Origin of the sequence: Streptomyces sp. NPDC006923, assembly GCF_040635655.1 — a bacterium.
Taxonomy (GTDB): domain Bacteria; phylum Actinomycetota; class Actinomycetes; order Streptomycetales; family Streptomycetaceae; genus Streptomyces.
In genome coordinates, this window is record NZ_JBEYIF010000009.1 from 71,052 (window position 1) to 96,615 (window position 25,564).

Sequence of the window (25,564 nt, forward strand, 5' to 3'; positions counted from 1 at the left end):
GGGCCTCTCGCCTCTCCGTGCTCTGGCGCGGCGCCCCCGCCTCACCCCCGGTGCGCCAGGGACGTACCGCTCAGAAGCGGAACTCCGTGCGGCCGTGCTGCACCGAGATCCACTTCTGGGTCGTGAAGGCCTCCACCGTCGAGTCCCCGTTGATCCGCCCGAGCCCCGAGAACTTCTCGCCGCCGAACGCCACCAGCGGCTCGTCCTGCACGGTCGAGTCGTTGACGTGCATCATGCCGGTGACGATCCGCCTGGCGAACCGCACGCCCCGCTCCACGTTCGAGGTGTGCACGGCCCCGCTCAGCCCGTACGGGGTGTCGTTCGCGAGCCGTACCGCCTCTTCCTCACCGTCGAACGGAATCAGCAGGACCACCGGCCCGAAGATCTCCTGGTGCATCAGCGGAGAGGTCTCGGGCAGCCCCGTGAGCACCGTCGGCTCCACGAGATTGCCGCGCGTGCGCCCCCGTACCAGCGCCGTCGCGCCCTCCGCGAGCGCCTGGTCCACCAGCGCCGTCAGCGCGTCGGCCTGGAACGTGTTGATGACCGGGCCGATCTGGGTCTCCGGGTCACGCGGGTCGCCGGTCCTGAGCGCCGCCACCTTGGCCACGAACTTCTCGGTGAACTCCCGCTCGACACTGCGGTCCACCAGGATCCGGTTGGCGGCCATACAGACCTGCCCCTGATAGATGAACCGGCTGACCACCGCCGCGTCCACCGCGTAGTCGATACCCGCCTCGTCGAGGTCGTCGAGGACCACCAGCGCGCTGTTGCCGCTGAGTTCGAGTATCGCCCGCTTGAAGTTGCCGCCCGCGACCGCGCCGACATGGCGGCCCACCCGGTCGGAGCCGGCGAACGAGATCACCTTGGGGACGGGATGCTCGATCAGCGCGTCGCCGATCTCCGCTATGTCCGTCACCAGGACGTTGAGCAGCCCGGCCGGCAGCTCCGCGTCCTCGAAGAGCTTGGCTATGAGCCCGCCGCCGACGACGGGCGCGTTCTGATTGGGCTTGACCACCACGGCGTTGCCGAGGGCCAGCGCCGGCGCCACCGCCTTGATCGTCACCAGGAAGGGGTAGTTGAAGGGGGTGATGACTCCGATGACACCGACCGGAAGCCGGTAGACCCGGTTCTCCCTGCCGTCGACCGCGGACGGCAGAATCCGGCCCTCGGGACGCAGCGCGAGCTGTATGGCCTCACGCAGGAAGTCCTGCGCGGCGTGGACCTCGTACAGCGCCTTGAGCCGCGTACCGCCCAGTTCGTCGACGATCGCCTCGACGATGTCTTCCTTGCGCTCGTCGATCAGCCTGAGCACCCGCTCGAAGACGAGCCTGCGGACATACGGATTGGTCTCGGCCCAGGCCCGCTGCGCACGCTCCGCCGCGCGATACGCCTCGTCGACCTCTTCGACGGTGGCGATCGTGATGGCGGCGAGCTTCTCCCCGTTGTAGGGATTGAAGTCGATGATGTCCCACGAGCCGCTGCCGGTCCGCCACTCGCCGTCGATGTACTGATGGGCCAGGTCGGTGAAGTAGGACATGCGATCCCTTACTGCAGGTGCAAACTCCTGATGCGAATTCATCGTACTGATGCCTCAGATAAGTTGGAGCAGGCCGCGGAGCACATCTCGGCTCTCCTCGGAACCCGGGCTGTCTCCTTGTAGTCGCTCCATCACCCGTTCGTACTGGGCGACCTCTTCGCGCTTGTCGAGATAGAGCGCGCTGGTGAGCTGCTCCAGATAAACGACATCGGAGAGATCCGACTCCGGGAAGCGGAGCATGGTGAACGCTCCGCTCTCGCCCGCGTGCCCTCCGAAACTGAACGGCATCACCTGAAGCGTGATGTTCGGCTGTTCCGAGATCTCGATCAAATGCTTCAACTGGCCCTGCATCACGGAGCGGTCGCCGTACGGCCGGCGCAGCGCCGCCTCGTCGAGGATGGCGTGGAAGCGGGGCGCCCGCTCGGACACGAGGACCTTCTGCCGCTCCAGACGGAGCGCGACCCGGCGGTCCACCTCGGCCTGGGGCGCGTCCGGAATCCCCCGGGTGACCACCGCGTGCGCGTACGCCTCGGTCTGCAACAGACCGTGCACGAACTGCACCTCATAGATACGAATCAACGAGGCGGCGCCTTCGAGACCGATATAGGTCTGGAACCAGCCGGGCAGCACATCGCCGTAGCTGTGCCACCAACCCGCGACATTGGCCTCCCGGGCGAGGCCGAGAAGGGCCCCGCGCTCGCCCTCGTCGGCGACACCGTAGAGGGTCAGCAGGTCCTCGATGTCTCTGGCCTTGAAGCTCACCCGTCCCAACTCCATACGGCTGATCTTGGACTCGGATGCGCGGATCGAGTAGCCGGCGGCCTCGCGTGTGATGCCGCGCGTCTCGCGCAGTCGCCTCAGCTGTGAGCCCAGCAGGATGCGCCGCACCACGGAACCGCCCGATTCGGCTGCGGTCACGTCTCCAACCCTCCCCATCGCATGTGGTTCTCCCAGGAGCACCCCCGAGCCCCAAGTGCCGGATTCTGCCACCAAAACGCTTCAGCCCGTACTCATTCGATTACGGAAATAAGAAGGCTTTGCGGAGGGAGCGAAACTGGTCACAGGGAGAAATGCGAAAGAAGCACCCAGGACGGTGCAGTCCGGGCGCGTGCACGTGCATCTGCCCTTGCATCTGCCCTACGCATTCGGAACCATGGTCCCCGCGCACCCGCGTGCTCGATCGTGATTGACGTGTTGTGACGCTGGACCATCGCAGTATCGCTACGGCCGCGAATCCTGGGAGTGCCTCGCATGGGGACGAATGGATCGACCATGCTCGAGCCGTTAAGGCAGGGGCTTCCCCCCATCGACGCCGCGGGCGCCGCCAGTTCGGCGTCGTGCGCGCTGCCGGCCCGCTACGAGGCGGTGCGTGGGGCACGACAGTTCACCAGGACCACACTGGGTCAGTGGGAGCTGAACGACCGCTTCGACGATGTCGCGCTGGTCGTCTCCGAGCTTGTGACCAACGCGCTGCGGCACGCCCTGCCGGCCGACACTCCGCGCGAGCCGCAGGAGCATCCGGTACGGCTGCATCTGATGCGGTGGACGTCCCGGCTGATCTGCGCGGTACGGGACCCCAGCCACTCGGGCCCGATGACGCGCCAGACGGACGAGGACTGCGCGGCGGAGTCCGGCCGGGGGCTGTTCCTGGTGGATTCCTTCAGTGACACCTGGGGCTGGCACCCCTTGACGGGGGCACTGTCCGGCAAGGTGGTCTGGGCGCTGTTCCAATTGCAAGGTGACTGATTCCGGCCGCTTCGAGGCCCCGCGCGAGCGTCCGGGGCCTCGAACAGCGCGCGTCCATTCAGCCATGATCTCGTAAAAATCGGCGTGAACTGTACGCTCCACAGGGCCGCACACCGAGAAAAAGCACCGGGGCGGCAGATTGACGCCACTCCGCCGCCCTAGGTCCGCGCGCGGTCCGCCCGACACCGGCCGTCCGGTGGGAGCGCGCTCAGCCGCCCGCCGTCAGATGGTCGAACTCCCCGTCCTTGACGCCCAGCAGCATGGCTTCGATCTCGGCCGTGGTGTAGACGAGAGCAGGGCCGTCGGGGTGGCGTGAATTCCGCACCGCCACCTCCCCGCCCGGCAGTTTGGCGAACTCCACACAGGACCCCTGGGAGTTGCTGTGCCTGCTCTTCTGCCAGACAACTCCGTGAAGCTCTGTGGCCGTTATGCCGTTGTACACGTGGTGCACAGGTCGCTCCCCGAGTTGCAAGGTGCAGGTGTCAACTTTCCCGGATCATAGCTGTGTTCATGTGCCAATGCATGAGCAGATGCACGTGCACGCGGGGTGTTCCCTTGGTTACAGACACTCGGACCGGCTGAATGTCCCGGCTTGGATCCCCCCGTGCCTAAAGAGAGACGCATTCCGCGGTCTTTTGGCTCCAGTGTCCAGGCAATGGTCGTGTCCCCGGCATCCGGGCCCGTACACAACCCGCCTTGTCCGTTTCTCCCGCCGGGCCCCGCCGCGCGTACGCCGACAGCCAGAAGACTCCCGTCCGTCACGCGGGGGGAGTCTTCTGGCTGTCGGGGCGCGGCCCGCCGTAACGCCCGGCGGTCAGCGCGGCGCCGAGCGATACGGCAGCAGAGCCATCTCGCGGGCGTTCTTTATCGCGCGCGCCAGCCGCCGCTGCTGCCGCACGCTCACACGCGTCACCCGGCGGCTGCGTATCTTGCCGCGGTCCGAGATGAACTTCCGCAGCAGATCGGTGTCCTTGTAGTCGATATAGGTGATACCCGCGCGGTCCAGCGGATTGGCACGGGCGGCGGGCGGCTTGCGGTCCTCACGGCGGGCGGACATCAGACCTCCAGAAGGGAGTCGAAGGCGGGCGGCAGACGCTTCCAGGCCGCGCGGCCCCCGGCGTACTCGGCATCGGTCAGCAGGCAGGAGTCGAGGAGCCGTTCGATCCCCTCACGGTCGAGGCCCGGCGAGATGAAGACCAGGTGCTGGCAGCGGTCGCCGTGCTCGGGATGCCAGTCCAGGGCGGCGGCGGCCCGGCGCAGCGGCGGGACCGTCTCCCAGTCGGCGTCCGGCAGCGACGCCAGCCAGGGGCCCGCGCCCTCCACACAGAGGGCGCCGCCCGCCGCGTCCCAGGCCAGCAGGGTGTCGGGCCGGTCGGCGAGCCAGAAACGACCGCGGCTGCGCGCCGCCGAGCAGGTCAGATCCTCCAGCGCGCGGTAGAGCCGCTCCGGGTGGAAGGGGCGGGCGCGGTGCCAGACATACGTACCGACTCCGCATGCGTCGGCCTCCTGGGGCAGCAGCGCGCAGGCCGGATGCTGCCGCGCGGCCGCGGCCTCCACGTCGAAGCCGGCGAGCGCGGCGGCGGCCAGCTCCGCGGCGCCGTCGATCGGCACCTGCCGCGCCGTCGGGTGCAGTTGGGCCAGCAGCGCGCGGTCCTCGTCGTCCGCGAGCGGGCTGTCGGCCACGGCGAGGACCGACGCGTACTCCAGTTGCCGCGCCCAGGTGTCGGCGATCGTCCGCCGGTCGGACGCGGCGGCGGCGAGCCCGGCGTCCGCGAGGTCGTCGCCGTTGCCGAGATACGCCAGCGTGAGGGCCGGGTCGACCGCGGTCAGCACCGATGTGACGGTCAGCCGCTCGCCGTACGCGGCGACGACCTCGGCCATCCCCCTCGGCTCGACGGAGTCCCACAGCTCGACGATCGCGAGCCGGGTCAGTCCGTCGTCCGCGAGCCGCTCCAGCTCGGGCACCAGGTCTTCGCGCAGCGCGCAGCAGGCACAGTCGTTGACCAGCGGCGCCTCGCCGTGGCTGAGCACTTCGGTGGCGTCGCGGACCGTGCGTACGACGGTGCCGCGCTCCGCCGTCGACAGGTCGTGGTGGAGCGCGACGCTGCCGGGCACGGTGGCGAGCAGGCGCCGCACGGTCGCCTCGCGGGCCTCGGAGTGCAGCCCGCCGACGATCGCGACGGGCAGTCCGCCGCGCGTGGCGTACGGCTCTGCCGGGTCGTACGGATCGTCCGCGCCGGCCATCAACGGGCCTCGGGCCGGCGGCCGTAGCGGCGCTCGAAGCGCTCCACGCGGCCGGCGGTGTCCAGGACGCGGGCGGTGCCCGTGTAGAAGGGGTGGCTCGCCGAGGAGATCTCCACGTCGACCACGGGATAGGTGGCGCCGTCCTCCCACTCGACCGTCTTCTCGCTGGTGGCCGTCGAACGCGTCAGGAACGCGAAGTCGGCGGCCCTGTCGCGGAAGACGACGGGCCGGTACGCGGGGTGGATTCCGGGCTTCATCTCGGTCCTCCTGGTCCTCTTTGTTCGTCTGTCTCGGTTGTGCTCGGTTGTGCTCGGTTGTGCTCGGTTGTCTCGGTTGTTCTCGGTGCCGGCGGGTGCGCCGGGCCGGTCAGCGTTCTTCGCGGAAGTCGACATGCCGGCGCGCGACCGGGTCGTACTTGCGCAGGGTCATGCGGTCGGGGTCGTTCCGGCGGTTCTTGCGGGTCACATACGTGTAGCCGGTCCCCGCCGTGGACCGGAGCTTGACGATCGGGCGTAGTTCATTGCGAGCCATGGGGCTAGTATATGGAAATGATTTCCATTACCAAAGTGAAGGGTGCCCATCCATGTCCGCTCACTGCCAACTGACCGGCGCCAGACCCGGCTTCGGCAACCGGATCTCCCACTCCCACCGGCGCACGTCCCGCCGCTTCGACCCGAACATCCAGCGCAAGCGCTACTGGGTGCCGAGCGAGGGCAGGCATGTCCGCCTCACGCTCAGCGCCAAAGCGGTCAAGACCATCGACACCATCGGCATCGAGGCCGCCCTCGCCCGCATCCGTGCTCGCGGGGTGAGGGTCTGATGGCGAAGAAGAGCAAGATCGCCCGCAATGAGCGGCGCAAGGAGGTCGTCGAGCGGTACGCGGCGCGGCGGGCCGAACTGAAGGAGCTCCTGCGACGCCCGGACACTCCGGAGGACCAGCGGACCGCGGCGCGGCGGGAGCTGGGGCGCCAGCCGCGCGACGCGAGCGCCACCCGGATACGGAACAGGGACAGCGTGGACGGCCGTCCGCGCGGGCATCTCAGGAAATTCGGGCTGTCCAGGGTCCGGCTGCGTGAGCAGGCGCACGCCGGATTCCTTCCCGGGGTGCGCAAGTCCTCCTGGTAGCTTGGCGCTGCTCCGGCAACCGACAGGGGGACTCGAACGTGCGCAGGCTGGTACGGACCACCGTCACCGCGGCCGGGCTGGTCGCCGCGCTCGCACTGACCGGCTGCGGCGCCGGCGACAGCGGTGACGGCTCGGGCAAGGCACCGGGTGGCGACGCCGCCTCGGGCGGGGCCACGACCGGTGCCCCGGACTCCGGCGCCGGTTCCGGCGGGGACGCCGCGAGCGGCGCCATCGACGGGACATGGGCCGCGCTGACCGACGGCAAGGCCGTCGCGCTGTCGGTCAAGGACGGCAAGGTCGCGCTCGTCGCGGACCAGCATGTCTGCCAGGGCTCGGTGGAGGACATGGGCGAGCCCATGCTCTCCCTCACATGCGCCGACGGAAACGCCGACCGCGCGATGGGCACGATCGAGTCCAACGACGGCAAGACCCTGGTGATCTCCTGGGGCTCCGGCAGGAAGGACACCCTGACGAAGACCGTGGACGGCAAGCTGCCGGGCGGGCTGCCGACCAGCGTCCCCTCGCTCTGAGCGCGGGCCGGGACCGGCGCGCCGTCCTCCCGGCGGCCCGGTCCCGTCAGCCCGCGGGGCGGATCCGGCCGCGGCGGTCACCGGCGGCCGGACCGCCCGGCACCCGCGCCGAGTCCGCCGCCGAGACGCCGTGCCGCCACCCCTCGGCGTCCGTCACGCCCCGCACCCGGGTCGCCACCGTCTCGGGGAACATCCGGTCCGTGCGGTCGGCCACCGCCACGTCCCTCGCGGCGAGCACCGGCAGCAGACCGCCGCTGGCCCCGTCCGCCGCCATCCGCCCGGTCGCCTGTTCCGCCGCCGTGGCCAGGCGCTCACCGATCCGGTGGGCGTAGGCCATCAGGAACGACTGCCGGAAGGTCTTCGTCCGCTTGCGGCCGCCCGCGCGCTGGCCGGCCTCCGCCCTGGTCATCGCCGCCGTGCCCTGCACCAGCAGGGAGGTGTGGAGCAGCTCGACCGCCTCCAGGTCCGGTTCGAAGCCGATGACCGTCGAGAATCCGTACGCGCTGTTCCACACCGCGCGGCAGCGGTTCGCGGAGGCGACGGCGTCCAGCAGGATCGCCTTCGCGGTCTCGTACGGAGCGTCCACGCCGATCCGGCACGCGCCGGGCACATCGCCCCGGTGCGTGCGGTCGGCGAGCAGGGCCTCGTCGATGCTGTGCCGCGCCATCAACTCCTGCGCCTTGGCCGTGAGCGCCTCCGCCTCCTGCGGATAACCGGTCCCCTCCGCCTTGGCGAGCAGCGCGCGGATCCGGCTGAGCATGCGCGGTTCGCCGTCGACCGGAGGCAGATGCACGGGCGTGCCCGGCACCGGCCCCACCGGCTCGAGCGCGGGCAGCCGGATCAGCAGGACATACAGCTCCAGCACGGTGGTCGCGGCCGAGAAACGGTCGGTCCCGGCCGGTCCGGACCGTGGCTCCGGCTCGGCGGCCAGCTCCGCGAGCTGGGCGGCCCAGCGCGGGGCGAGCCGCTCGTACCGGCGCGCCTCCGCCGTTATCAGCTCGGCCACCAGCCGCACATGCGGGACGCCGAGGTCACGGCGGACGAGCCGGACGACATCGGCGGGCTGCCAGCCCCGCTCCCAGGCCAGACGTATGAGCTGCTCGCCGCGCCGCCGCAGCGCGGCGTCGGCGGCCGGATCGGCGGCGAGCAGGGAGGCGCCGAGGTCGATCCCGTCCGCTTCCGTGGACAGTACGGCCGCGAGAGCCCGCTCGACGGTGCGGGAACCGGGGTCGGCGCCGCTCGCGTCAGTCATGCCGCGACCGCCGTGTGCTGCGCGGGCCGGGTGGGCTCTGCGGGCTGTGTGCGCCGCACATACATGCGCGTGCCTCCTGAGACGTACTCCCTGTCACGCGTCCGATGATCCCAGGTCCGGCCGGGCGGTCCCGGCGGTCGCACACGGGAATCAGTCGTCCACAGCCTGTGGATATCGAACTCCCGCTCTGCCTGGGCGAGCGGGATTCTGTCCACAGGGGAGGATGCCCGACTACCGTGGCTGCCCCGGCGCGGAGGAGAGGACGTCCATGGGCGAAAACGGAAACAAGGAGCGCATGCTGGCCGGCGAGTGGTACATCGCCGACGACGAGGAACTGGCCGCGGACACCGAACGCCGCTTCTCGCTCTGCGCCGCGTACAACGCGCACGGCGGCGCCGCCCCGGCCGAGCGGTCCGGGATCCTCGCGGAGCTGCTCGGCTCGGTGGGCGAGGACGTCCGCGTCAGGCCGCCGTTCCAGTGCGACTTCGGCAGCTACATCAGCATCGGGGACCGAACGTTCGTCAACTTCAACGCGGTCTTCCTCGACTCGGCGCCGATCACCATCGGTTCCGATGTGCAGATCGGCCCGAACGTCCAGCTCCTCACCCCGCTCCATGAACTCGACACCGAGCGCCGCCGCGCCGGCTGGGAGAAGGCCGCGCCCGTGACGATCGGGGACAACGTCTGGCTGGGCGGCGGGGTGATCGTCTGCCCGGGGGTGACCATCGGCGAGAACACGGTGGTCGGCGCGGGCTCGGTGGTGACGAGGGACCTTCCGGCGGGCGTCCTGGCGGTGGGAAATCCCGCCCGGGTGATCCGGACGCTGACGGACTGAGCGGGGCCGGCCCGGTGCGCGGCCCTCAGCCGAGGCGGTCAGCGGCCGGGACCGTGAATTCGCACCACACCACTTTTCCCCGCGGCCGCCGCGCGTGGTCTCCCCAGTCCGCCGCGAGGCTCGTGACCAGCAGCAGCCCGCGCCCCTCCTCCGTCTCCGCGTCGACCGACTCCACCCCCGTCGGCCATCTCGGCGGCGTACGGGACGGGTCCGCCACCTCGACCCGCAGCCGGCCGCCCGTCCCCATCAGGGCCAGGGACACCGCGCCACGGGTGCAGCCGCAGAGGCATACGCCGTGCCGCACCGCGTTGGTGACCAGCTCGCTGACCACCAGCTCGACGGAGGCGGCCAGGTCGCCCTCCACCCCCAGGGCGGCGAGGACCTCGCGGACGTGGCCGCGCGCTCTCGGGGCCGCCTCCGGCTTGTGCGGGAGCGGGACACGGGTGAGCGGGAGCCAGGCCCGGCCCAGGGCGTCGACATCGTGCGCACGTCCATGGTCAGTGAGCATCGTTACTCTCAGGTATCAGTAGGTCACTGAAAGCAACCCATGGTGCCCGAGAGGAGCCCTGTTGTGCCACACCGCCGTCCCCCGGCCGTGCCGGATCCGCCCGGCCGTTGTCAGACTCCCCTGCGACACTCGCCATCATGACCGAACGATGGGCTCTGGCCCCCGCGGAGGGCGCCGGTGCGCTGCTGGCTCCGCTGCGCCCGGACGGGGCGCCCTCGGGGCCGGTCCTGAAGGAGCCCGATCTGGTCGAGGCGGTCCGGGCGCGGCTGCCGGACGTCGTGCGCTGGGTGTGGCGCTCCACCGCCGAGATGTATCCCCGGCTGCTCTCGGCGGGGGTGCGGATCGAGCGGTGTTACGACATCGAGGCGGCGGAGCTGCTGCTGCTCGGCCATGAGGGACGGCTGGGCGAGCCGCGGTCGGCCGCCGCGGCCCTGGCCCGGCTGCGGCACGGCCCTGTGCCGCCCGATCCGCCGCAGCGATCGGCGGTGCCGGGCTCGCAGTCCTCGCTGTTCGAGCCGCACGCGGGGACGGAGGTGCCGTTCGAGGGGCTGCTGGAGGTGTACGCGGAGCAGCAGCGACGGCATACGGCGGCCGAGCACCCCGGCCGGATGCGGCTGCTCACCGCGTCCGAGTCGGCGGGGATGCTGGTGGCCGCCGAGATGCACCGGGCGGGGCTGCCGTGGCGGGCGGACGTCCACCGGGAGGTGCTGGGCGAGTTGCTCGGAGAGCGCTACGCGGGCGGTGGCGAGCCACGGCGGCTGGCAGAGCTGGCGGACGCGGTGTCGGAGGCGTTCGGGCGGCGGGTGCGGCCCGATCTGCCGGCGGATGTCGTGAAGGCGTTCGCGGGGGCCGGCATCAAGGTGAGATCGACCCGGCGCTGGGAGCTGGCGGAGATCGACCACCCGGCCGTGAAGCCGCTGATCGCGTACAAGAAGCTGTACCGGATCTGGACGGCGCACGGCTGGAGCTGGCTTCAGGACTGGGTGCGGGAGGGGCGCTTCCGGCCCGAGTATCTGCCGGGAGGCACGGTCTCGGGCCGGTGGACGACCAATGGCGGCGGCGCCCTGCAGATCCCCCGGGTGATCCGCCGGGCGGTCGTCGCCGACGAGGGCTGGCGGCTGGTGGTGGCGGACGCCGATCAGATGGAGCCCCGGGTGCTGGCCGCGATCTCCCGCGACCCGGGGCTGATGGAGGTCGCCGGGCACGACGGCGATCTCTACACCGCGCTGTCCGACCGGGCGTTCTCCGGCGACCGCGACCACGCGAAGGTCGCGCTGCTGGGCGCGATCTACGGTCAGACCTCCGGTGACGGGCTGAAGAATCTGGCGGCGCTGCGCCGCAGGTTCCCCCGGGCCGTGGCGTATGTGGACGAGGCGGCCCGGGCGGGCGAGGAGGGACGGCTCGTACGGACCTGGCTGGGGCGGACCAGCCCCCGCGCGGCCGGGGCGGAGGACGACGACGAGGCCGGGCTTCCGCAGGAGACGGCGGAGGGACCGGACGGACCCGCCACCGGCGGCGAGTTCACGCCGGGTTACGCGTCGTCCAACGGCCGGGCCCGGGGCCGCTTCACCCGGAACTTCGTTGTCCAGGGCAGCGCGGCCGACTGGGCGCTGCTGATGCTGGCCGCCCTGCGGCGGGCGACCTCCGGGATGCGGGCGGAGCTGGTCTTCTTCCAGCACGACGAGGTGATCGTGCACTGCCCGGAGGAGGAGGCCGAGGAGGTGGCCGAGGCGATCCGCGCCGCCGGGGAGCTGGCCGGCCGGATCGCCTTCGGGGAGACACCGGTGCGGTTCCCCTTCACCACGGCCACGGTCGAGCGGTATTCCGACGCGAAGTGAGGACGCCGGCCCGCCGGGTCACCTTCGGGGTGACCGGGCGGGACTCATTCCTCAGGCCGGTTGCGCTGGCGCTCCAGGCTGCGCCGCAGGTGTTCCGTCATCGCCTCGGCGGCCCGATCCGCGTTGCGGCGCAGGATGGCCCGGAGAATGCGGTCGTGTTCGGCGAGCGTGAGAGGGCCGGCGCTCGGGAGGCTGCTCAGCCGGAAGATGTGCAGATGGGAGTGGAGACGGCTGACCGCCTCCGCGAGCAGCGGCCGGCCGGCCGCTGCGGTGATCGCTTCGTGGAACCGCTGGTCGGTGGCGGCGAACTCGCTGTACAGGACATACGTTTCGCCGGATCCGGGGCGCTCCCGCATCTCCTCGACAAAGCTCTCGATGCGGTCGAGCTGCGCCTCGTCCGCGTTGGCCGCGGCCAGGGCCGCCGCTCGCGGTTCCAGCAGCAGCCGCATCTCGAAGAGCTCTTCAAGTCCCTGGGGCGTGAGCAGTTCGGTGGCCCGGTAGCCCGCCAGCGAGCGCTTGGTGACCAGATCTTCGGACTCCAGCCGGGCCAGCGCCTCCCGTACCGGAGTCGGTGACACATCGAGCGTGCGGGCGAGGGCCTCGATACCGACCCGGGCGCCCGGCTGGATCTCATGGTCCATGACCATCGCCTTGATGGCCTCGTACACGCTGTCGGCCAGGACCTGCCGAGGCGGCTTCGGGACGCCGCCGTCGTACGGGCTTCCGAGCTGATCGGCAGGGGTGTCCGACAACGTCCGGCCTCCTCTGACCCGTCCGGTCCGGCCGGTCCGGAATTCGCGAGCCGTTGCCCCGCATTCTATAGGGCCGTTATCAACGGGTCTGGCCGGATACGGGCACCCGGTGCCCCGCCCCGCTCCCTGACACGGACCTGCCCTATCGGCGCCCACCGGCCTCCTGGGCCCGCCCGGGGACCGGCTCCCAGCAGGGGCCCGCCAGCTTCCACCGTGAAAACCTATAGGAAAACCAGAAATCTAAGAATCTCCTCCCCCGCCGTCATGGCCCAGCCGAGCGTGGGGATTCGGAAAAACCATGGCTCCGACCGCTTGACGGTCGACCGGGGAGCATGACTAACCTCCAGACGTCTCAGATTTCCTATAGGAAAATCCGGCTGTCCTGGAGGCGTGCCATGGCCGACCCCGCCCTGCCCACCAGCACCCCGGCGCGTCCGGCCGCCGGGGAACCGGCCGCCGCGCCTCCGCCCCTCCCCCGGTTCGTCAAGGCCGTCGCCGTGCTCGGCGGCATGGCCGGACTGCTCTACGGCTACGACTCCGGCGCCATCGCCACGGCGCTGCCCTTCGCGACCGAGCGTTTCGGCCTGTCCTCGACCGAACAGGGCCTGGTCACCAGCCTGATCCTGCTCGGCGCGCGAGCCGCTCGACATCGCCTGGTTCGAGGAGCCGCTGCCGGCCGAGGACGTCGCCGGCCACACCCGGCTCGCGCGGTCCACCACCGTGCCCGTCGCCGTGGGCGAATCGGTCTACAGCGTGGGGCACTTCGCCGAATACCTTCCGCGGGCTCGGAGCCATCACCCGCAGCGCGCTGGTGATCAGGGACGGCTGCGTGGTGCCGCCGGAGAGCGCCGGGCTGGGCATCGAGTGGGACGAGGCGGCCATCGCGGACCTGCGCGTCGCCTGAGACGCGCCGCCGTCCTGGTACCGCGCGGGTACCGCGCGTCCGTCGCGCCGTGCGTCAGTCGCGGGGCAGCAGTGTGCCCAGCGGGCCGAGATCAAGATTGAGGTCTTCGGCGGTGAGCCCATGCTGTTCGCAGAGTTCACTCATCCGCTCGTCCAGCAGCATCAGCGTCGTACCGATCCGGTCCACCTGGTCGTCCGTGAGGTCGCCCTGGTCGATGCGGCGGATCGCCTGCCGCTCCATGAGCTGGCGCAGCAGCTCCACCACCGTCAGGACCAGCGCGACAAGGTCCCGGCCCGTCTGATCGCGGTCCACATCGAATCGTGTGCCGGTCACAGCGGGCCCCCGTCCGCCCAGGGAGCCGGGACGCGTTCGTTGACCGAGGACAGCAGCGCGTGCAGCGACAGCCGTACCAGGGGCACCTCGGCGATCGCGATGACAAGATCACCACTCACCACCACACCGGTCCCCAGCACCCGGTCGAGAAGATCGACCAGGGGCACTCCGATGGGACCGGCCAGCGGCTCCGGTGAGTCCCACGGAACTGTCTCGTGTGCTGTCATCGCTCACACCTCGCCCGCGAAGGAGTAGGGCACCCACGGTCCTGACATCTCGATGTGCGCCCCGGTCAGCCGGCGCAGGGAGCGCACCGCACCGGTGATCTCTTCGGTCCGGTCCGCGGCGACCAGATAGGCGGCGTTGAGCACCTGCGCGCCCCGGGCCCCCGTCGATTCCTGGCCATGGGTGCGCAGCCGCCGGGACGCCGCGGCCAGCGCGCGCAGCGCCGTGTCGACGGTGTCGGCGGTACGAAGCGCCTCGTCGTGCTGGTGTTCGCGCCGTCGCTGAAGACCTCGTTTACGGTCCAGATAGGCGCGGCCCGCGCCAGGACCGGGCCCGCTGCCGCCCGCCGGCGCGAGTGGTGGTGCGGCAGGCGCGGGGGGCGCCGTCGCCGCGTACACCTTCACTCCCCACTCGACGCGTCCCTCGATACGCCGCAGAGCGGTGTGGAAACGGTCGGCGTCCTCCTGAAGTGCCTGGCCGGCCCGTTCGTCACCACGGTAGAGAGTGGCCAGCGCGAGCGGCACCGTCGGCCCGCAGGCGGCGGCCGCGGACACCACCTGGTGATGCGCCCGCGCGCAGCGCTCCAGCTCGTACTCGTCCGACAGGCGTTCCTGCCAGGCTTCCGCGGTGAAGAGTGCGGCCTCGACATGCTGGACGACGGCCGTGAGCGGCCCGAAGCGCAGAGCGCGCACGGGCGTGTTTCCGGTGAGACCGGGCAGGGCCGTCAGGACGGCCGGATCGAGCTCGCGGCACACGGCGAACACATAGGTGGCGATGGTGTCCGGGGCGCCGGGCGGATCGGAGTCGAGCGTGCTCATGCCCCTTGTCTCTCCTTTGTCCGGGCCCGGCGCGGAGCCGGCTCCGTGTCCTCGCCGGAGCGCGAAGCCTCCGTGCCGTCAGGAGCGGATTCGGGGCCGGACCCGGATTCGAGGGCGTCCAGGCGCTCGCGCAGCCGATGGTTCTCGTCCTCCAGGGCGCTGCGCGCGGCCCGGGAGCTGAGGGCCGGGTCCGTCTCCCACCAGTCGATACCGGCCTTCTTGGCGGTGTCCACGGACGCCACGAACAGCCGCAGCCGGATCGTCAGCAGCTCGATGTCGAGCAGGTCGATCTTGATGTCACCGGCGATCACGATGCCCTTGTCGAGGACGCGTTCGAGGATGTCGGCGAGGTTGGTGGTGCTCGGGCCGGGAACGAACGTGCCGTCCCGTCTGAAGTCGACATCGGTCACTTGGCCACTCGCTCCTCTTCGGCGTCCTCGGCGTCTTCGGCGTCTTCAGCTTCCTCGCCGTCCTCGGCCTCCTCGCCGTCCTCCTCTTCGTCCTCGTACTCCCACTCGCCGTCTTCGGCGTCCTCGGCGTCTTCGGCGTCTTCAGCCTCCTCGCCGTCCTCCTCTTCGGAGTACGCGTCCTCGGCGTCCTCGGCGCCGTCTTCGGCCTCGTAGCCCTCTTCCTCCTCCTGCGCCGCCTCTTCCTCCTCCATCGCCTCCTCGTGGGTACGGACGACCTCGCCGTCGCGGATCTCTCCGCGCCACGCCTCCGGCTCCTCGTTGGTGAGCGTGACGTGCCGCTGGAAGTGCTTGAAGTCCAGGCGCAGCCGGCGGCCCTGGGCTCGCCACAGGTTGCCGGTCTTCTCGAAGAATCCGGACGGGTAGTACTCGACCACCAGGACGATGCGGGTCAGCGTCGGTCCGAGTTCGTGGAAGCTGACGGCCCCTCGCGTCGTGCCCTTGGCACCTTCCGAGGTCCATACGATGCGTTCGTCCGGCACCTGTTCCTGAACGGTCGCCTTGAAGCCACGAGTCGACGGGCCGACCTTGGCCTTCCAGTCGCTCGTCATCTCGTCGCTCTGCGACACGTTGCGCACGCCCTTGGTGAAGCTGCTGAACTTGTCGTACTGCGTCCAGTGGTCGTACACGGTGCGCAGCGGCAGACCCACATCGAGGACCTCGATGATGTTCGTGACCTTGGTGTCGCCGCCCTTGCGTCCGCTCTTGCCCTTCCCGAAGACGCCCTTGACCTTGTCCACGACGTTGTCCTTGATGCCCTTCGCCTTCTCGGAGAAGAAAGCCTTCATGGGCGACTCGCCCTTGAGGACGCGGGCGCCGATCGCGGGCAGTTGTCCGCCGTTCTCCGCGATGCCGGTGAGATGCCCGGTGACATCGGTCAGTTTGTCGCCGGCCTTCCCGGCCAGACGTTCCACCTGCGCGCTGAGGTAGTGGGTGAGTTCCTCGCGCAGCCGGCCGACGCCCGATTCAGGAGCGTCGGCGGTGTCCTGTTCTTTCCCTGCCATGACTGGCTACCTCCGGCGATCAGCGCGCGTGGATGGCCTCTTGGCCGCCCTCTTCGATGGTGAAGCCGTTTTCTTCGCAGCCGTTTTCTTGGCCGGAGCGCTCTTCTTGGCCGGAGCGCTCTTCTTGGCGGCGGTCTTCTTGGCCGGAGCCGTCTTCTTGGCCGCGCTCTTCGCGGGCGGGGCCGACTTCTTGGCGGGGGCGGACTTCTTGGCGGGCGCCGGGCGCTTCGCCGGTGTCTTCTTGGCCCTCTCGGCGGGAGGCGTCCTCTTCTCCGCCGTCTTGCGCGGCCCTTGCCCGGGAGCGCGCTCCCCGGAGCCCCTGCGGCGGCGCCGTGGCGGCTCTTCCTCTTCCGGCTCTTCTTCCTCCTCCGGCTCCTCTTCCTCCTCTTCCTCCTCTTCCTCGTATTCGTCCTCGGCCTCCTCGGGCTCGGGCTCCTCCTCGTCCTCTTCTTCGTCGTCGTACTCGTCCTCGGCCTCCTCGGGCCCCCCCTCTTCCTCGTCCTCTTCTTCCTCGTCGTACTCGTCCTCAGCCTCCTCGGGCCCTGCCTCCTCCTCGTCCTCGTCGTACTCGTCCTCGTCTTCGTCCTTGGCCTTCTTGCCCTTGGCGCCGAGGCTGAGCGTGCGATCGCTGATCGCGTCGGCGAGGGAGCCCATGCCGCGGTTGGCGACGGACGACAGCGCGTTGCGGGCCGCGTCGAGACCTTCGGACCTGAGCTGCTCCTGGAGTTCCGCGACCTGCGGGACCTCACCGAGCTTGCGCACGCCCGCGGCGACCAACTGCTTGGGTTCGAGACCGAAGCTCTTGCCCGCCAGATAGGTCGCGACGCTCAGGGCGAACCGGCCTTTCTTCGTACGTCCCAGCACATAGCCGCCGATGACTGCGGCGGCCAGAGCCACCTTGGTTTGCTCATTCATGAGTGCGCCACCTTTGATCGCTCGTCCGGTCCGGCCGGCCTTCGTAGAGCCGGTCGAGTAGTCGTTCCTCCTCGGCCTCGAAGGCATCGAGGCTGAGATGTCCGTCTTCGAATTCCTCGTTCAGCGCCGCCAGTTGCGACCGGATCACGGCCGGGTCGTGCACCTGACGGTCCGCGGCGTCCAGGAGTTGCTCGGCGACCCAGGTCACTCCGCGTACCGGCGCCAGCGGCAGGGTGAGGATTCCACTGATCAGTCCCATGTCAGGCCCCCGCGCTCACGAGCGGGCCCGGGCCCTCGGGCGTGACGAAGCTGTAGCAGGGCAGCGGTCCCGCGACACGCAGCTCGACATGATCACGCCGGAGCTCGGCAAAGTCCCGCGCCGCCGTCCGGAACCGGTCGCTGGCCGCCCTGTCCACGAGAAAGGACGTGTTGAGCACGCAACCGGAGACCTCCGGCCCGGCGGCGACGGCGCGGGCCAGAGGTGTCAGCTCCAGTACGGCGCGGCGGCCGGCCTCCGCCGCCCTGCGCGACAGCGCCGTGACAACCGCTTCGCCCAGGCGCAGATTCGCCTCGTACCCGGGGTGCCGCCTTGCGGCCCGCAGGAGTTGCTGAATCATGTCGTCTTCCCGCACCAGGCCGGCCAGCGCGTCGGACGGCGGGAGCGCCTTCAGATTGAGCTCGACCCGGTCCGCCAGCCGCTCCAGCGCCTTCAGATGGCGGGCGCCGGCGGCGGCCAGTTGTGCGCGGACCGTCGCCTCGTCCGGCGCGACCATGCCGAACCGCATGGGCAGGACAGGCCCGCTCTCCGAGAGACGGAGCAGGAGTTCCTGGTGCGCGAGCAGGTCCCGGCGCCGGGCCCGCAGCCTGGGCGGGGCCTCGCTGACGACGGCCGCGACCGGTCCCTCCGTCAGCACACGGACGGACGCGGGCGGGTTTCCCACGCCGCCGATCCCGGCCGGCGGCTGCTGCCCGGCCGGGACGACGGCGTAGACGTACACGCCGTCGTCGCAGGCGCTGTCCTGGTACGCGCGGCCCGGGTACGCACCGCCGGCGGACACCGCTCAGTCCTCCGAGCGACGGCGGCGGGCGCCGCTACGGGCCGGGGCACGCCGTGCCGGGCGCGCCTCCTCTTCCTCTTCGTCCTGGTCGTCGGAGTCGCCTCCGCCACCGACCGCCTGGCGCACCGTGGATCCGATGGACTCGGCCGCGCTCTTCACCTTGCGCTTGCCGACGGACCTGGCCATCCCGCCACCGATCAGCTCGGGGACGGTGGTGCTGCCCGAATCCCGCTCCAGGTCCAGCCGGTTGCACGCCTCGGCGAACCGCAGGTAGGTGTCGACACTCGCCACCACGATACGGGCGTCGATCTTGAGGATCTCGATGCCGACCAGGGAGACCCGGATGAATACATCGATCACCATGCCCCGGTCCAGGATGAGTTCCAGCACGTCGTACAACGTGCCGGCGCGCGGCGGGCACACGACCTCGTCGGAGTAGGTGGTCGTTCTCATGGAGCGGTCCTCTCAGTCGCCTTGCCACGGTCGGTGCCGGTCGACTCGCCACTTCACTCGTCGGCGGCGCCTCTTCGATAGCGGCGGATCCTGCGGTACTCCAGGAGTTCGCCGTCCTGAGTGAGCTGCACCTCGTACGAAGCGAGCAGGCTCGTCGTGTCCGGAATACGGGGGACCTCCAGGACATCGACGACAACGCACCATCCGTCGTCGGTGCGCCGTACCCCCGACACGCCCTCCGGACGGTGGCCGATCAGGCCGGCCAGCCGCTCACAGGCAGCACGCGCGGCGCGCTCCGGCCCCCGCTCCGAAGGGGCGCGCCGACGGGTCGTCGTAGAGGTGGGCCGAGGCCGCGTTCGACGTTCTTCTGCCATACGACAAGTCTGATCACTATCGCGCCGGCCGCATCCGGAGCGGGCCTCTCGACGTACCCGCCGCGAGCCTCTCGCACGGGATGATTCCCGTGCTGAAAGCGCTTGTTGGGCGCTGGGCTGTCCGAGGCCGGGCGGCCCGGGGAAGCCGTTCACGGGACCCGGCGCGGGCCGCGCTCGGTCCCACGGAAATCGGGCTCTTCAGGACGCCGTGCCTCGGGGGAACACACACCGGAGCCGCCGCGGGAGAGCCGATCCTGAGTCTCCGCACGGCGGTCGCACCGGAGTCACCGCACGCGGCTCTCGCCCGGCGAACTCTCCTTGCTTCCCTCGTCGGGTCCCGGCACATGGACGTCGAGGACGCTCACATTGGCCTCCACGACTTCCAGTCCCGTCATGCTCTGCACCGTGTCGGAGACATTGGACCGGATGTTCCCGGCCGCTTCGGCGATCGGCGTTCCGTACTCGACGACGATCTCCAGATCGATCGCCGCCTGCTTCTCGCCCACTTCGACCTTCACGCCCCGCGTGGCATCCTCCGAACTGGACACCTTGTCGCGCATGGAACCCAGGGTGCGGGCCATGCCCCCGCCCATCGCGTAGACGCCGGACGTCTCGCGGGCCGCGATACCGGCGATGGTGGAGACGACCGAGTCGGAAATGGTCGTCTTTCCCTTGACCGAACTGTTTCCGCCGGTAGCTGCGGATGTCATCGTGGATTCATTGGCTGCCATGAGGGATTTCCCTTCCAGAAGAAGAACTTTCGCCCAGGCTCCTGCTGAGGGAAGCGGAAGCGAAAATGCGCCGGGCCGCGAGAACGCGCTGCTCACGGCGGTGTCCCCTTCTCCCACTCTGCCCGGCATGCCCCCGTGACGCCATTCGAGTGAGTCGCGGCCCGGAAACCGGCTGTCGGGCTTTTGACGCGACGCGCACCGCCCGCTTTCCCGGCACAACCCGGGCTCTGGCGGGGCCGGGTGGTGACCGGGCCGCGCTCGGTAGAATTTCGGCATGTCCGGTACGAACAGCAACAAGCTCGGGGAGTTTCTCCGCGCCCACCGCGCGCGCCTCGATCCCGCCGAAGCGGGGCTGGCCGGCGGCGGAAACCGCCGGGTCGCCGGGCTGCGGCGGGAGGAGGTCGCCGTTCTCTCCGGCGTCAGCGCCGACTACTACGCCAGGCTGGAGCAGGGCCGGGAACGAAACCCCTCGGCTCAGGTGCTCAGCGCGATCGGCAGGGCCCTGCGCCTCGACGCCGATGCCCGGGGCCATGTCCACCGGCTGGCCGGGCTGACTCCCGGCCTGAGCCCCGGCGGCCCCCGCGATGTGGTCCACCCGGCGCTGCTGAGCCTGCTGGACTCATTTCCCTCCGCCGCCGCCTATGTCCTCAGCCCGGCGTTCGACGTACTGGCGACCAATACCGTCGCGGCGGCGCTGCTGGCCCCTTTCAAAGGGACCGACAACATGATCCGGGTGCTGTTCGAGCATCCCGCCGCGCGGACCGTGTTCGTCGAATGGGACGCGGTGGTGGCGAATACGGTCCACGCGCTGCGCCTGAACGCCGGATACAGCCCGGCCGACCCGGCGATCCAGGGGCTTGTCGAGGAATTCCTGGCCTCGTCCGACGAATTCCGCCGGCTCTGGAACGACCAGACCGTGGGCGGCCTGACCCGGGCCTACAAGGTCTTCGCCCATCCTCGGGCCGGCCGGATCGAGTTGACGTACCAGACCTTCGACGTACGGGACGCTCCCGGCCAGCAGCTCCTGGTAGGCACGCCCGAGCCGGGCTCGCCGAGCGCCGAAGCGGTCGCCCTCCTCCGCTCCCGCGACGCGGCCTGAGATCTCCGGCCGCGCGGGTACGGGCCGCTCCGCCGTTCCTGGGTGCCGCACACCCAGGAAGTCTCGGCCTTCCGCCGGGTCACCGGGGGTCGCACGCTGGTCGAGGCGATGAACGGCGTCGCCGGAACCACCGGAGCGGAACACATATGTCGAACTTCACCAGCGGTGACCCCAAGATCGTCCTGATCACCGGAGCGAGCAGCGGAATCGGCGAGGCCACGGCCCGGGTCGCCGCCGCGGCGGGCCACCATGTCGTCCTGGGCGCACGGCGCACCGAACGCCTCGCCGCCCTCGAACGGGAGATCCGCGGCGCGGGCGGCCGGGCCGATCACCAGCGGCTCGATGTGACGGACCTGGCAAGCGTGCGAGCGTTCGTCGACCATGCCCACCGGCTCCACGGCCGTGTGGACGTACTCGTCAACAACGCGGGCGTCATGCCGCTCTCACCGCTGCACGCGCTGCGCGTCGACGAGTGGAACCAGATGATCGATGTGAACCTGCGCGGCACGCTCAACGGCATCGCCGCCGTACTGCCCCTGATGCGGGAGCGCGGCGCGGGGCACGTCGTCAACGTCGCCTCCACCTCGGCGCACCGGGTGGACCCGACGGCGGCCGTGTACTGCGCGACCAAGTACGCGGTCCGGGCCCTTTCCGAGGGGCTCCGGCAGGAGAACAGCGACATCCGTGTGACTGTCGTCAGTCCCGGCTTCACCACGAGCGAGCTGACCCACCGGGGAGGAGACGCCGAGGCCCAGGCGGCCGCCCGCGCCGCCGCCGACGTACTCGCCATCCCCGCCGAGGCGATCGGAGAGGCGATCGTCTACGCGATCGGCCAGCCGGACGCCGTCGATGTCAATGAGCTCGTCATCCGTCCCACCGCCCAGGGATGACGATCCCCCGGCCGGCATCGTGGCTCCGGGCACCCGGCCGGTGAGCCCTGTGCGGCGCCGCTCAGCCCTGTGCGGCTCCACCGGATTCCCGGCTCTGCTGGTCGACGATGGCCCGCGCGGTGCGGGCGGCCCGTTCCTCGGTGGCCGGCAGGGACGTCTCCGCCGCGCCGAAGACGCCCTGCTGGAGGAAGAGCGCCAGACCGTGGGCGGCCGAGGCGACGCGTACCAGCAGGTCGAAGGCGGCGGTCCGGTCGGGGTCGACGCGGCTGGTGACGGGCATGAGGGTGTCGAAGAGTGAGGTCCCCGCCGCCACCAGCTCGGGGTAACGGGACTTGTCCAGGCCCGCGTTGAACGTGACGTCGAACAGCGCGCGCTCCTCGGCGGCGAAACGTACATACGCCGCGGCGAAGGCGGCCAGTTGCCCGGCGGGGTCCTCGCTCGACAGGACGGCGGCGCTGAAGCGCCGGTGCTGCTCGCGGTAGCCCTTCTCGGCCAGCGAGGCGAGCAGGGCGTCACGGTCGGCGAAGTGCTTGTACGGCGCGGAGACGCTCACCCCGGCCCGGCGGCACGCCTCGGCGAGCGTGAAGCCGTGCGGGCCACGCTCCGACACAAGCGTGAGGGCCGCTTCCTCCAGGGCGTTGCGCAAGTCGCCGTGGTGCTGCCCGCTGGGGCGTCGTTTGACAGTCACACCCTCGAAGTTAACACTGCTCACCATGGCAGGGGCGGCGAGACCTACCTGTGGTGTCGCGGGGTGCCGACCCATGACGTCTCCGCTGATCGGAGCAGGTGCGACGGACCGGGCCGAGCCGGCCCGCGGTGCACCGTCCACCGACGTCTGTCCACCTGCTGTCCACCGACCGGGGGGCCACGCCCGCCGCATGGTGACCCTCTGCTGACTCCCCGGCACCACGGGTGGCTCGTCTAGCTGGATCACCGTCATATGACGCTCGATGACGACATCACCGCACGCCTAGCGTCTTCTCCCGTCAGGGTCTCGATGACAGGGGATTTTCCATGGTGTGGCGCGGGTCTCGTTCCGGGACGGTACGGCCGATGGTCGGCCGCTTCGCCGAACGCGAAGCGATCGGACAACTGCTGGACGCGACCCGGGAGGGACTCAGCGGCGTACTGGTGCTCGTGGGCGAAGCCGGGATCGGCAAGACACGGCTGCTGGAACACGCGGCGGCCCGAGCCAGCGGTGTCGGGCTGACGAGGCTGGTTGGCGTCGAAGCCGAGCAACCCCTGGGCTACGGCGCGCTGCACCGGCTCCTGCGACCGCACCTCAACCGCATCGACCGCCTTCCCGCCCGGCAACAGGACGCGTTGAACGCCGCGTTCGGCCTGGCCGACACCTCGCACTCGGACCGCTACCTCGTCGGTCTGGCGACCCTGGCGCTGCTGTCCTCCGCGGCGTCGGAGCTGCCGATGCTGTGCCTGATCGACGACGTCCACTGGCTCGACCGGGAGTCGGCCGAGACATTGGCCTTCGTCGCCCGGCGGCTGCACGCCGACTCGGTGGGCTTGATCTTCGCGGCCAGGGACGACCTCGGCGACCACAGACTGTTCGACGCCCTGCCTTCCCTGCGCGTCGACGGACTGACCGCCGCCGACGCGAGGGAGCTGCTGTCCCACGCCGTTGCCGGGCACCTGGACACGGCGGTCGCGGACCGCATCGTGGCCGGCACCGGGGGCAATCCGCTGGCGCTCATCGAACTGTCGGCGCATCTCGGCGCCGAGCGGCTGGCCGGGGTCGCGCCGATGCCCGAGCCGCTGCCGGTGAGCAGGCTCCTGGAGGAGCACTTCCGGCAGTCGGTGGCCGCGCTGCCGCCGGACACCCGGATGCTGCTCCTTCTCATGGCCGCGGCACCGACCGACGACATGGCGGTCGTCTGGCACGCGGCGGGCGTGCTGGGCCTGTCGGCCGCGTCCGCCGCCGCGGCGGTCGACGCCGGGATCCTGGACCACGGTGCCGGCCTCGGATTCCGGCATCCGCTCATCCGGTCGTCGGTCTACGCGGCGGCTTCCGGGAACGACCGGCGGCGGATCCACGCCGCCCTGGAGGCGGCCAGCGATCCGGCCCGTGTCCCCGACCGGCGGGCCTGGCATCGTGCCCAGGCGGCCCTCGGCCCCGACGACGCGGCGGCCGCGGACCTGGACGCGGCGTCGGACTGGGCCCGGGCCAGGGGTGGATATTCCGCTCAGGCGCTGTTCCTGTCCAAGGCCGCGGAACTCACCATCGAGCCGGCCAAACGCGCGGAGCGCTACCTCGCCGCGGCCCAGGCCCACCTGACCTCCGGCGACCACGCCGCGGTGCACCCCCTGCTCGACCTCGCCGTACCCGGCCTCCAGCAGCCCGCCGCCCGCGCCCTCGCGCTCCGGATCCGGGCCTCGGCAGAGCTGTTCAACACCGGCAACGACCGCGTCCCCGCCATGATGCTCGACGCCGTGGCCGAACTCACCGACGCGAATCCCGGCATGACCTGGGAACTGCTCTACGAGGCCATGCACGCCGCCGTCATCGCCCGGGACCCCATACATCGCACGACCTTGGCGGACGTGGCCAAGGTCACGATCGCCACCCCGCACCGCCCGGACGCCCCGGCCTGGAGCCCCGACGAGCTGATCAAGGGCCTGGCTCTCCGTACGGCCCACGGCTACGAGAGCAGCGTGAGGACCATCCAGGAAGCCCTGGCGAAGCTGCGCGCCTCAGCCGAACTGCACGACATGGCGAGCCCGTTCAGCATCATCGTGAGCATCGCGGCGGACGACGTGTGGGACATCGAGGCATTCGTCGAGATCGTCGGCCGGCTCGCTGCCGCGGACCGCGGCCAGGGAGCGCTGTACGGCCTCAGCCTGTCCTTGTCGGTCCTGGCGTACACCGAGATCTGGAACGGGCGGCTCACCGAGGCCGACGCGCTCTTCGCCGAGGCCCATGACTACGCCACGGCCATCGGACTGACAACGCAGGGAGATCTCAACCGGGCCCTGCTGTACGCGTGGATGGGCAGGGAGAGCGATGTGCGCGCCGTGGTGGCGATGATGGACGTCGTCGCCACGACCTACGGCCTCGGCATGCTGCGCCAGCTCGCACTCCACGCCCTCTGCATTCTCGACCTGGGCAGGGGGCGCTATGACGAGGCGCTGCGCCACGCGCTGCCCACCTACGAGGAGGACATGCCGTCGCAGGGCAATCTCGTACTGCCGCTTCTCGTGGAAGCCGCCGTCCGCGCGGGCGACCGAGACACGGCGGCCCTTGCGCTGAAGCGGCTCGAAGACCGCGCTCAGCTCGCCGGAACGCCCTGGGCGCTGGGCCTCCTGGCCCGGTGCCGGGCCCTGATGGACGAGACCGCCGACGCCGAGAACTGGTACCGGGAGTCGCTCGACCTGCTGGCATCCGTCCCCCTCGCCGCAGAACACGCCCGGTCTCGCCTGTTGTTCGGCGAGTGGCTCCGCCGGCGCAAGCGCCGGTCCGAGGCCAGGGTCCAGCTACGCGCCGCGTATGAGTCCTTCGACGCCTGGGGCGCGTCGCTGTTCGCCGAACGAGCCCGGATCGAGCTGCTCGCGACAGGGGAGACAGCGCGCAGACGCGTCCCAGAGACCAGATTCGATCTCACGCCCCAGGAACGGCAGGTGGCCCTGCTGGCGGCCTCGGGACTGACCAACGCCGAGATCGCCTCCCGGCTGTTCATCACGACCTCGACGGTCGAGTTCCACCTGAACAAGGTGTTCCGCAAACTCGGCCTCACCTCGCGGAGGCAGATCGCCGCCGCACTCGGCCGGCTGGGATTCGACGGCGGTCCCGCAACGTCCGGATAGGGGCTGTCCCGCAATGACGTCCGGATAGGGGTTGTCCCGTCATTCGCGAGCCCGCCAGAACTCGCGAGCCCGCCGGGCGTTACGGGACAGCCCTTAAGGATCCTTGGTGG

The 25,564-nt window shown here is 70.6% G+C and carries 31 protein-coding genes and 1 pseudogene; 10 read left to right on the forward strand and 22 right to left on the reverse strand.

The features are described 5' to 3' along the window. Positions 1-70: 70 nt before the first annotated feature. Together ABZ707_RS19765 and ABZ707_RS19770 are read right to left on the reverse strand one after the other, a co-directional pair. Positions 71-1,537 (reverse strand): aldehyde dehydrogenase family protein, encoded by a 1,467-nt coding sequence (locus ABZ707_RS19765; protein ID WP_360176207.1) that lies wholly within the window; start codon positions 1,535-1,537, stop codon positions 71-73. Positions 1,538-1,591: 54 nt separating this feature from the next. Next, complete coding sequence (locus tag ABZ707_RS19770) at positions 1,592-2,473, reverse strand: helix-turn-helix transcriptional regulator (RefSeq protein ID WP_319679741.1); 882 nt, start codon at positions 2,471-2,473, stop codon at positions 1,592-1,594. A gap of 315 nt (positions 2,474-2,788) precedes the next feature. On the opposite strand from ABZ707_RS19770, the gene ABZ707_RS19775 reads away from it, so the two are divergent. Continuing rightward, a complete protein-coding gene (locus ABZ707_RS19775) occupies positions 2,789-3,283 on the forward strand; it encodes an ATP-binding protein (protein WP_360176210.1) in 495 nt (164 codons plus the stop codon). A 208-nt stretch (positions 3,284-3,491) separates the two neighbouring features. Here the strand turns inward: ABZ707_RS19775 and ABZ707_RS19780 are convergent, their stop codons facing one another. The 5 genes from ABZ707_RS19780 to rpmG all read right to left on the reverse strand — a co-directional run bounded on the left by ABZ707_RS19780 (position 3,492) and on the right by rpmG (position 6,058). Continuing rightward, entirely contained in the window at positions 3,492-3,734 is a 243-nt protein-coding gene (locus ABZ707_RS19780) for a DUF397 domain-containing protein (RefSeq protein ID WP_360176214.1), read from the reverse strand. 363 nt (positions 3,735-4,097) lie between these two features. Next, complete coding sequence (gene rpsR, locus ABZ707_RS19785; protein ID WP_360176217.1) at positions 4,098-4,340, reverse strand: 30S ribosomal protein S18; 243 nt, start codon at positions 4,338-4,340, stop codon at positions 4,098-4,100. Then, on the reverse strand, positions 4,340-5,527 hold the full coding sequence (locus ABZ707_RS19790; RefSeq protein WP_360176220.1) for a GTP-binding protein: 1,188 nt from the start codon (positions 5,525-5,527) through the stop codon (positions 4,340-4,342). Before ABZ707_RS19790 ends, rpsR begins: the two co-directional genes overlap by 1 nt. Next, entirely contained in the window at positions 5,527-5,784 is a 258-nt protein-coding gene (locus tag ABZ707_RS19795; RefSeq protein WP_360176223.1) for a type B 50S ribosomal protein L31, read from the reverse strand. Before ABZ707_RS19795 ends, ABZ707_RS19790 begins: the two co-directional genes overlap by 1 nt. Positions 5,785-5,893: 109 nt before the next feature. Beyond that, positions 5,894-6,058: a 50S ribosomal protein L33 gene (gene rpmG / locus ABZ707_RS19800; RefSeq protein ID WP_360176226.1), complete on the reverse strand. Its 165-nt coding sequence runs from the start codon at positions 6,056-6,058 to the stop codon at positions 5,894-5,896. Positions 6,059-6,110: 52 nt separating this feature from the next. On the opposite strand from rpmG, the gene rpmB reads away from it, so the two are divergent. From rpmB to ABZ707_RS19815, 3 genes are read left to right on the forward strand one after another with little or no spacing between them, the layout of a single operon-like run. Next, entirely contained in the window at positions 6,111-6,347 is a 237-nt protein-coding gene (gene rpmB, locus ABZ707_RS19805) for a 50S ribosomal protein L28 (RefSeq protein ID WP_360176229.1), read from the forward strand. After that, complete coding sequence (gene rpsN / locus ABZ707_RS19810; RefSeq protein WP_360176232.1) at positions 6,347-6,652, forward strand: 30S ribosomal protein S14; 306 nt, start codon at positions 6,347-6,349, stop codon at positions 6,650-6,652. The genes rpmB and rpsN overlap by 1 nt, the downstream gene beginning before the upstream one ends. Before the next feature lie 38 nt (positions 6,653-6,690). Continuing rightward, positions 6,691-7,182 carry a hypothetical protein gene (locus ABZ707_RS19815; protein ID WP_360176235.1) on the forward strand — a complete coding sequence of 164 codons (492 nt, stop codon included), beginning with the start codon at positions 6,691-6,693 and terminating at the stop codon, positions 7,180-7,182. A 46-nt stretch (positions 7,183-7,228) separates the two neighbouring features. Here the strand turns inward: ABZ707_RS19815 and ABZ707_RS19820 are convergent, their stop codons facing one another. Further along, positions 7,229-8,434, reverse strand: coding sequence for a DUF2786 domain-containing protein (locus ABZ707_RS19820; RefSeq protein WP_360176238.1), 1,206 nt, complete (start codon positions 8,432-8,434; stop codon positions 7,229-7,231). A 268-nt stretch (positions 8,435-8,702) separates the two neighbouring features. Here ABZ707_RS19820 and ABZ707_RS19825 point away from each other — a divergent pair, with 268 nt between their 5' ends. Further along, the gene (locus ABZ707_RS19825; RefSeq protein WP_360176241.1) at positions 8,703-9,269 is read left to right on the forward strand and encodes a sugar O-acetyltransferase; all 567 of its coding nucleotides are present in this window, start codon (positions 8,703-8,705) and stop codon (positions 9,267-9,269) included. A gap of 25 nt (positions 9,270-9,294) precedes the next feature. Here the strand turns inward: ABZ707_RS19825 and ABZ707_RS19830 are convergent, their stop codons facing one another. Then, the gene (locus tag ABZ707_RS19830) at positions 9,295-9,777 is read right to left on the reverse strand and encodes an ATP-binding protein (RefSeq protein WP_360176244.1); all 483 of its coding nucleotides are present in this window, start codon (positions 9,775-9,777) and stop codon (positions 9,295-9,297) included. 137 nt (positions 9,778-9,914) lie between these two features. Here ABZ707_RS19830 and ABZ707_RS19835 point away from each other — a divergent pair, with 137 nt between their 5' ends. Next, positions 9,915-11,615, forward strand: a complete 1,701-nt coding sequence (locus tag ABZ707_RS19835; RefSeq protein ID WP_360176247.1) for a bifunctional 3'-5' exonuclease/DNA polymerase — start codon at positions 9,915-9,917, stop codon at positions 11,613-11,615. Positions 11,616-11,659: 44 nt separating this feature from the next. On the opposite strand, the gene ABZ707_RS19840 is transcribed toward ABZ707_RS19835, so the two are convergent. Beyond that, entirely contained in the window at positions 11,660-12,367 is a 708-nt protein-coding gene (locus tag ABZ707_RS19840; RefSeq protein ID WP_360176250.1) for a GntR family transcriptional regulator, read from the reverse strand. Between the two features lie 669 nt (positions 12,368-13,036). Between ABZ707_RS19840 and ABZ707_RS19845 the strand changes: the two are divergent. Beyond that, positions 13,037-13,084 (forward strand): annotated as a pseudogene (locus tag ABZ707_RS19845) (hypothetical protein); the annotation flags it as partial. 241 nt (positions 13,085-13,325) lie between these two features. Here the strand turns inward: ABZ707_RS19845 and ABZ707_RS19850 are convergent. The 11 genes from ABZ707_RS19850 to ABZ707_RS19900 all read right to left on the reverse strand — a co-directional run bounded on the left by ABZ707_RS19850 (position 13,326) and on the right by ABZ707_RS19900 (position 19,628). Next, positions 13,326-13,604 (reverse strand): gas vesicle protein K, encoded by a 279-nt coding sequence (locus ABZ707_RS19850; RefSeq protein ID WP_360176253.1) that lies wholly within the window; start codon positions 13,602-13,604, stop codon positions 13,326-13,328. Continuing rightward, complete coding sequence (locus ABZ707_RS19855) at positions 13,601-13,831, reverse strand: gas vesicle protein (protein ID WP_360176256.1); 231 nt, start codon at positions 13,829-13,831, stop codon at positions 13,601-13,603. The genes ABZ707_RS19850 and ABZ707_RS19855 overlap by 4 nt, the downstream gene beginning before the upstream one ends. Positions 13,832-13,834: 3 nt before the next feature. Then, entirely contained in the window at positions 13,835-14,647 is an 813-nt protein-coding gene (locus tag ABZ707_RS19860) for a GvpL/GvpF family gas vesicle protein (RefSeq protein WP_360176259.1), read from the reverse strand. Further along, positions 14,644-15,057, reverse strand: a complete 414-nt coding sequence (locus ABZ707_RS19865) for a gas vesicle protein (RefSeq protein ID WP_360176261.1) — start codon at positions 15,055-15,057, stop codon at positions 14,644-14,646. Before ABZ707_RS19865 ends, ABZ707_RS19860 begins: the two co-directional genes overlap by 4 nt. After that, positions 15,054-16,118, reverse strand: coding sequence for an SRPBCC family protein (locus ABZ707_RS19870; RefSeq protein WP_360176264.1), 1,065 nt, complete (start codon positions 16,116-16,118; stop codon positions 15,054-15,056). Before ABZ707_RS19870 ends, ABZ707_RS19865 begins: the two co-directional genes overlap by 4 nt. 6 nt (positions 16,119-16,124) lie before the next feature. Continuing rightward, positions 16,125-17,033 (reverse strand): histone protein, encoded by a 909-nt coding sequence (locus ABZ707_RS19875; RefSeq protein WP_360176267.1) that lies wholly within the window; start codon positions 17,031-17,033, stop codon positions 16,125-16,127. Beyond that, on the reverse strand, positions 17,026-17,292 hold the full coding sequence (locus ABZ707_RS19880; protein ID WP_360176270.1) for a gas vesicle protein GvpG: 267 nt from the start codon (positions 17,290-17,292) through the stop codon (positions 17,026-17,028). Before ABZ707_RS19880 ends, ABZ707_RS19875 begins: the two co-directional genes overlap by 8 nt. Before the next feature lies 1 nt (position 17,293). Continuing rightward, positions 17,294-18,091 (reverse strand): GvpL/GvpF family gas vesicle protein, encoded by a 798-nt coding sequence (locus tag ABZ707_RS19885; RefSeq protein ID WP_360176273.1) that lies wholly within the window; start codon positions 18,089-18,091, stop codon positions 17,294-17,296. A 3-nt stretch (positions 18,092-18,094) separates the two neighbouring features. Next, on the reverse strand, positions 18,095-18,544 hold the full coding sequence (locus tag ABZ707_RS19890) for a gas vesicle structural protein GvpA (protein WP_360176276.1): 450 nt from the start codon (positions 18,542-18,544) through the stop codon (positions 18,095-18,097). Between the two features lie 53 nt (positions 18,545-18,597). Beyond that, a complete protein-coding gene (locus tag ABZ707_RS19895) occupies positions 18,598-18,918 on the reverse strand; it encodes a gas vesicle protein (protein ID WP_360176279.1) in 321 nt (106 codons plus the stop codon). A 284-nt stretch (positions 18,919-19,202) separates the two neighbouring features. Continuing rightward, positions 19,203-19,628, reverse strand: coding sequence for an Asp23/Gls24 family envelope stress response protein (locus tag ABZ707_RS19900; protein WP_360176282.1), 426 nt, complete (start codon positions 19,626-19,628; stop codon positions 19,203-19,205). A gap of 295 nt (positions 19,629-19,923) precedes the next feature. On the opposite strand from ABZ707_RS19900, the gene ABZ707_RS19905 reads away from it, so the two are divergent. Together ABZ707_RS19905 and ABZ707_RS19910 are read left to right on the forward strand one after the other, a co-directional pair. Then, positions 19,924-20,748, forward strand: coding sequence for a helix-turn-helix transcriptional regulator (locus ABZ707_RS19905; RefSeq protein WP_360176285.1), 825 nt, complete (start codon positions 19,924-19,926; stop codon positions 20,746-20,748). Positions 20,749-20,894: 146 nt separating this feature from the next. Beyond that, positions 20,895-21,638: an SDR family oxidoreductase gene (locus ABZ707_RS19910; protein WP_360176288.1), complete on the forward strand. Its 744-nt coding sequence runs from the start codon at positions 20,895-20,897 to the stop codon at positions 21,636-21,638. 61 nt (positions 21,639-21,699) lie between these two features. On the opposite strand, the gene ABZ707_RS19915 is transcribed toward ABZ707_RS19910, so the two are convergent. Continuing rightward, complete coding sequence (locus ABZ707_RS19915) at positions 21,700-22,326, reverse strand: TetR/AcrR family transcriptional regulator (RefSeq protein ID WP_360176291.1); 627 nt, start codon at positions 22,324-22,326, stop codon at positions 21,700-21,702. Between the two features lie 365 nt (positions 22,327-22,691). Here ABZ707_RS19915 and ABZ707_RS19920 point away from each other — a divergent pair, with 365 nt between their 5' ends. Continuing rightward, complete coding sequence (locus tag ABZ707_RS19920) at positions 22,692-25,454, forward strand: AAA family ATPase (protein ID WP_360176294.1); 2,763 nt, start codon at positions 22,692-22,694, stop codon at positions 25,452-25,454. Positions 25,455-25,564 lie beyond the last annotated feature (110 nt).